5 protein-coding genes are annotated in these 4,922 nt (G+C 71.3%); 2 read left to right on the forward strand and 3 right to left on the reverse strand.

Annotated elements, in window-relative coordinates; genetic code table 11:
• The 3 genes from ACWC24_RS41735 to rfbA all read right to left on the reverse strand — a co-directional run.
• Window positions 1–340 (reverse strand): hypothetical protein (locus ACWC24_RS41735; RefSeq protein WP_450668147.1); only part of this gene is annotated, 340 nt, incomplete at its 3' end.
• Window positions 341–446: 106 nt separating this feature from the next.
• Window positions 447–788 (reverse strand): GNAT family N-acetyltransferase, encoded by a 342-nt coding sequence (locus tag ACWC24_RS41740; RefSeq protein ID WP_450668148.1) that lies wholly within the window; start codon window positions 786–788, stop codon window positions 447–449.
• Window positions 686–1,582 (reverse strand): glucose-1-phosphate thymidylyltransferase RfbA, encoded by an 897-nt coding sequence (gene rfbA / locus ACWC24_RS41745; RefSeq protein ID WP_450668149.1) that lies wholly within the window; start codon window positions 1,580–1,582, stop codon window positions 686–688. The genes ACWC24_RS41740 and rfbA overlap by 103 nt, the downstream gene beginning before the upstream one ends.
• A gap of 338 nt (window positions 1,583–1,920) precedes the next feature.
• Between rfbA and ACWC24_RS41750 the strand changes: the two genes are divergently transcribed.
• Together ACWC24_RS41750 and ACWC24_RS41755 are read left to right on the forward strand one after the other, a co-directional pair.
• The gene (locus ACWC24_RS41750; RefSeq protein WP_450668150.1) at window positions 1,921–3,387 is read left to right on the forward strand and encodes a DHA2 family efflux MFS transporter permease subunit; all 1,467 of its coding nucleotides are present in this window, start codon (window positions 1,921–1,923) and stop codon (window positions 3,385–3,387) included.
• A 149-nt stretch (window positions 3,388–3,536) separates the two neighbouring features.
• Window positions 3,537–4,667, forward strand: a complete 1,131-nt coding sequence (locus tag ACWC24_RS41755; RefSeq protein WP_450668151.1) for a glycosyltransferase — start codon at window positions 3,537–3,539, stop codon at window positions 4,665–4,667.
• The last annotated feature ends 255 nt before the right edge of the window (window positions 4,668–4,922 follow it).

Here is a 4,922-nt window from a genome sequence, read left to right on the forward strand (position 1 = left end):
AGAAGGTGAACTGGGCCGTGTCCGCGGGGGCGGTCTGGGCGCAGAAGGTGAACTGGGCCGTGTCGGCGGGAACCGGTTCGGCGCAGAAGGTGAACTGGGCCGTGTCCGCGGGGGCGGTCTGGGCGCAGTAGGTGAACTGGGCCGTGTCGGCGGGAACCGGTTCGGCGCAGAAGGTGAACGGGGTGGTGCCGGTGGGTGCGGCTTTCGTGCCGTAGGCGAAGAGCATGGTGGAGCCGGCGGAGTGGTCGAGGGTCTCGACCACGAGGAGCGGGCGTGCCGGGGCTGTCTCGGTGATGCGCGCCGAGCGGGGGCTGATGGGCGTGGCGCTGGCGTGGCTCATCGGGAAGGTCCTCACTGACGTGGTCGGCTGTGCTCCAATGACCGGAATTCTTCGTGGGTGAGGGCTTCACGGACAGTGTCCGGTTCATCGGTGACGGGTGAAGTTCTCATTCAAGTGGAGACTTCAGCTCCGTCGGTCGCCGCTCGGGCGGTTCCCACCGCTCGCGCCCCGACGCCAGGGACAGTCGGACCAGGTGGTGCACCAGGGCGCCGCCGATGCCCCGGCCGCGGTACTCGGGCAGCGTGACGACGGCGATGACGAAGCCGGCGGCGCTCGCGGGGACTCGGGGCCGGGGAAGCGGGACCTCGTCCCGCCGGTCGCGGCGGCGACGGCGGCGCTGTCTCGTCAGGCGGCGCGGACGGCCGCTCGCGGGATACGGCGGGACGCCACCTCCGTGACGTAGGCGCCGTAGTCGGTGCCCCTCATCTCCTCGCCGAGGCGGAGGCACTGCTCGGGGGTGATGAAGCCGCGGTTGAGCGCCAGTTCCTCGACGCAGGCGATGAACTCGCCCTGCCGCTGCTCGACCAACTGGACGTACTGCGCCGCCTGGAGCAGCGAGTCGTGCGTGCCCATGTCCAGCCAGGCGAAGCCGCGGCCGAGCGGGGTGAGCTGAGCCCGGCCCTGCGCCAGGTAGGCCTGGTTGACATCGGTGATCTCCAACTCGCCCCGGGCGGAGGGGGAGAGGTTCTTGGCGATCCCGACCACGTCACTGTCGTAGAAGTACAGCCCGGTCACCGCGAGGTTGGAGCGCGGGTGGCGCGGCTTCTCCTCCAGCGACAGCAGCCGGCCCTTCTCGTCGATCTCCCCGATCCCGTAGCGGTGCGGGTCGCGCACCTGGTAGCCGAACAGCGCCGCGCCGTCGAGCCGACGTACCGCGTCGTCGAGGAGCAGCCCGAAACGCGGCCCGTGGAAGATGTTGTCGCCGAGCACCAGTGCGACCTGGTCGCCGTCGATGAAGTCGGCGCCGATGATCAGCGCCTCGGCGATACCGCGCGGCTGCTCCTGTTCGGCGTACTCGATGTTCAGGCCGAGCCGGGAGCCGTCCCCGAGGAGCGTCCGGAAGCTGTCCGAGTGGTCCTTGGACGAGATCACCAGGATGTCCCGGATACCGGCCAGCATGAGCGTGGAGAGCGGGTAGTAGATCATGGGCTTGTCGTAGACCGGCAGGATCTGTTTGGACAGAGCCCCGGTCAGCGGGCGCAGCCGGGTGCCGCTGCCGCCCGCGAGAATGATGCCCTTCATCTCAGCTCTCGCTCCCTTGCCGAATCCCGTCGGCGGTGGCCGTACTCGGCGCAGCCGGACGAAGCCACAGGGGCCGGTCGGTCGGTTCCGTTGTCATGCGCTGCCTCCCAGGGTGGGCGGATGGATGCGGTGATGGTGCTGGGGCCCGGTCGGGTGCGGGCTGAGCAGCAGTGGAGGCGGTCGCGGCCCGGGTGGCGCACATCGCGACTCGACCGGTGCTCGAGCCCGACTGCCTAGCCTCGGCGCGATGCTCTGCGCGGTCCGCAGCGGACCGTCCTTCGTCGCGACCGCGCTGCGCAAACCATTGCCCCATGGTGAAGTCGGAAGGAAATCCCCGAATGAGTACTGACAAGCTCGCCGCCGGCGATACGGCCGGGGTGGGGAAATCCCCGGGCATGGCCACACTGATCACGGGCCTGACCGCCTTCATGGCGGGGCTCGACAATCTGGTGGTCCTCATCGCACTGCCCACCATCAGGGACGATCTCGGTGGCAGCCTGAAGGACCTGGAATGGACGGTGAACGCCTACACGCTGTCGTTCGCCGTGCTGATGATGTTCGGTGCCGCCCTGGGCGACCGGTTCGGGCGCCGCCGGATGTTCGTCACCGGTCTGCTGCTGTTCACCGCCGCGTCGGCCGCGGCCGCCCTGGCACCGGGCATCGGCGAGCTGATCGCCGCCCGCGTGGTCCAGGGTGTCGGCGCCGCCATCATCATGCCGCTCTCCCTCACCCTGCTCACCCATGCCGTGCCCGCAGCGAAACGGGGCGCGGCCCTCGGCATCTACAGCGCGGTCAGCGGACTGTCCATCGCGGGCGGCCCGCTGGTGGGTGGTGTCGTGACGCAGCACATCTCCTGGCACTGGATCTTCTGGATCAACGTGCCGGTGGGCCTGCTGCTCGCCCCGGCCGCCTGGCGCGGTCTGGCCGAGAGCCGCGGCCCGAACAACCGTCTGGACATGCCGGGCACGGCGCTGGTCAGCCTCGGCATCCTCGGTCTCGTCTACGGCCTGATCCGGGCGAGCGACGACGGCTGGGGCTCCCCGCAGGTCCTGGGTCCCCTGGTGGCCGGTGTCCTGCTGGTCGTCGCGTTCGTCCAGTGGGAGCGGCGCAGCAGCGCGCCGATGCTGCCCATGCGCATGTTCCGCAACCGGGCCTTCAGCGCCGTCAACGGCGGCGCCCTGCTGATGGCCTTCGGCATGTACGGCGTGGTCTTCCTCATCACGCAGTTCATGCAGAACATCCAGCACATGACGCCGACGGAGGCGGGCGTGCGGATGCTGGCCTGGACGGCGATGCCGATCGTGGTGGCGCCCGTCGCGGGCATGGTGTCGGACCGGATCGGCGGACGTCCCGTCGCGGTCTTCGGACTCGCGATGCTCGCCGCCGGATTCGCCTACTGGGCGCTGGTGCTGAGCCCCGACGCGTCCTACGCCGAGCAACTGCCCGGCTTCCTCCTGGGCGGCGTGGGCGTGGCCTGCTTCTTCGCCCCGCTGTTCACCCTGACGATGGGTTCCGTCGACGTCTCCGAGCAGGGCATCGCCTCCGGCGCGAACTCGGCCGCCCGCGAGCTGGGCGCGCCGCTCGGAGTGACCGTCCTCACCACCGTCTTCACCCACAACGGCGGCTACGCGTCGGGCCGGGACTTCGTCGACGGCTTCGTGCCCGCCCTGTGGGTCGGCGCGGCGGCCATGGCGATCGCCGCTGTCGTGATGCTCTTCTCCACCCGGCCCGCCGGTGCGCAGGAGCAGCCCAGCGGCGCACCGGTCCAGGACGCGGCCGCACCGGCCTCCTCGGTCGCCCGCTGACACCGCATACGCCGACCTGCGGCCCGGCCCGACGACACCGCGTCGGGCCGCAGGTCGGCACCATGTCATCTCCCCTCAGAGCTCCGAACGGCAGAAAGGCCGTGTGCGACATGAAGGTTCTCTTCGCAAGCCTCGGAAACTACGGGCACGTGTTCCCCCTGGTTCCGCTCGCGCAGGCGGCGCAGGCGGCCGGGCACGAGGTCTGGTTCGCCACCCACGAGCAGTTCCACCCGATCGTCGAGAAGGCGGGGCTGCGGCCGGTCACCAGTGGGCTCACCGTCCCCGAGGCGTTCATAGAGGCGGCCGGCGGCCAGGCGTTCCTGGAGGCCAACGGCGGTGACGTACAGGCCAGTGACGTGCCGCCCGAGGTGTTGGCGGCCCTGGCCGTGAAGGCGTTCGGCTCGGTGCTGCCGCGCAGTGTGTTCGCGGATCTCACCCCGGCCCTCGACTCCGTCCGGCCGGACCTGGTCGTCTACGAGAGCCTCAATCCCGGCGCCGCCTTCGCGGCCGCGGCGGCGGGTGTGCCCGCCGTGTCCCAGAGCATCGGCCGGGTCTCGTCCGACCCGCTGATCCCGCAGGAGCTGTTCGCCACGGCGAGCGACCTGGGGGTGGCCGACAAGATCGGCCAGGATCCCACCCTGGGCAACCCGTACATCGACATCTGCCCTCCCGTCGTACAGAACCAGGAGTTCCTGGCCTCGGGCGTCCAGGTGATCCCGCAGCGGCCCGCCTCCTTCAGCGAACCGGGTGAGCTGCCCGCGAGCGTCACCCAGGGGGAGGGCCCTCTGGTCTATCTGACCTTCGGCACCGTGGTCGGCTCCGCGGAGCGGCTGCGCACCGTGATCGACGGCCTGCTGCCGCTGGACGTACGGGTCCTCGTCGCGACGAGCGCTCTGGTCGACCCGACCGAGCTGGGTGACCTGCCGGACCATGTCGTCGCGCTTCCCTGGGTGCCGCAGGCCGAGGCACTGCGGCACGCCACCGCCATCGTCCACCACGGCGGCCACGGCACCACGTTGGCCTCGCTGGCCGCGGGGCTGCCCCAGCTGATCCTGCCGGCGGAGAGCGACGGGTTCGGCAACGCGCCCGCGGTGTCCGCGACCGGAGCGGGCCGCCTGCTGCTCGGCGAGGACGTGACCGCCGAGGCGGTGGAGACCGAGATGCGCACCCTGCTGACCGACGGCGCGCACCAGGAGGCCGCCCGCAGGGTTGCCCGCGAGGTCCAGGCCATGCCCGGGCCGGCCGAGACGGTCGCGAGGTTCCCCGAGTTCGTCGGCTGACCGGCCGGCCCGCCCCGCGTTCACGGCGAGCGCGGTGCGCAGGGCGCCGGGCGCAGGGGTCTGGACGACCCGCTCCTGCCGGGCCCCGTACGCAGAACGACCTCACGTCCGAGCGGCCTGCGGGGCAGCCGGAGCGGAGCGCGAGCACCGGGCGCTCACCGACCTGCGTGGTTCGCGAGTCGGCCGGGGGTGCGGTGTTCGCGCTCCAGCGGTGCGCGAGGAGCAGGCGAGGGGAGGGGCCTAGCGTCGTTTCCC

Source organism: Streptomyces sp. NPDC001443 (genome assembly GCF_053597355.1).

What these genes read in the sequence shown, in the direction of transcription:
- rfbA (WP_450668149.1), bottom strand. Translation starts at nt 1,582, where the DNA reads ATGAAGGGCATCATTCTCGCGGGCGGCAGCGGCACCCGGCTGCGCCCG.
- ACWC24_RS41750 (WP_450668150.1), top strand. Translation starts at nt 1,921, where the DNA reads ATGAGTACTGACAAGCTCGCCGCCGGCGATACGGCCGGGGTGGGGAAA.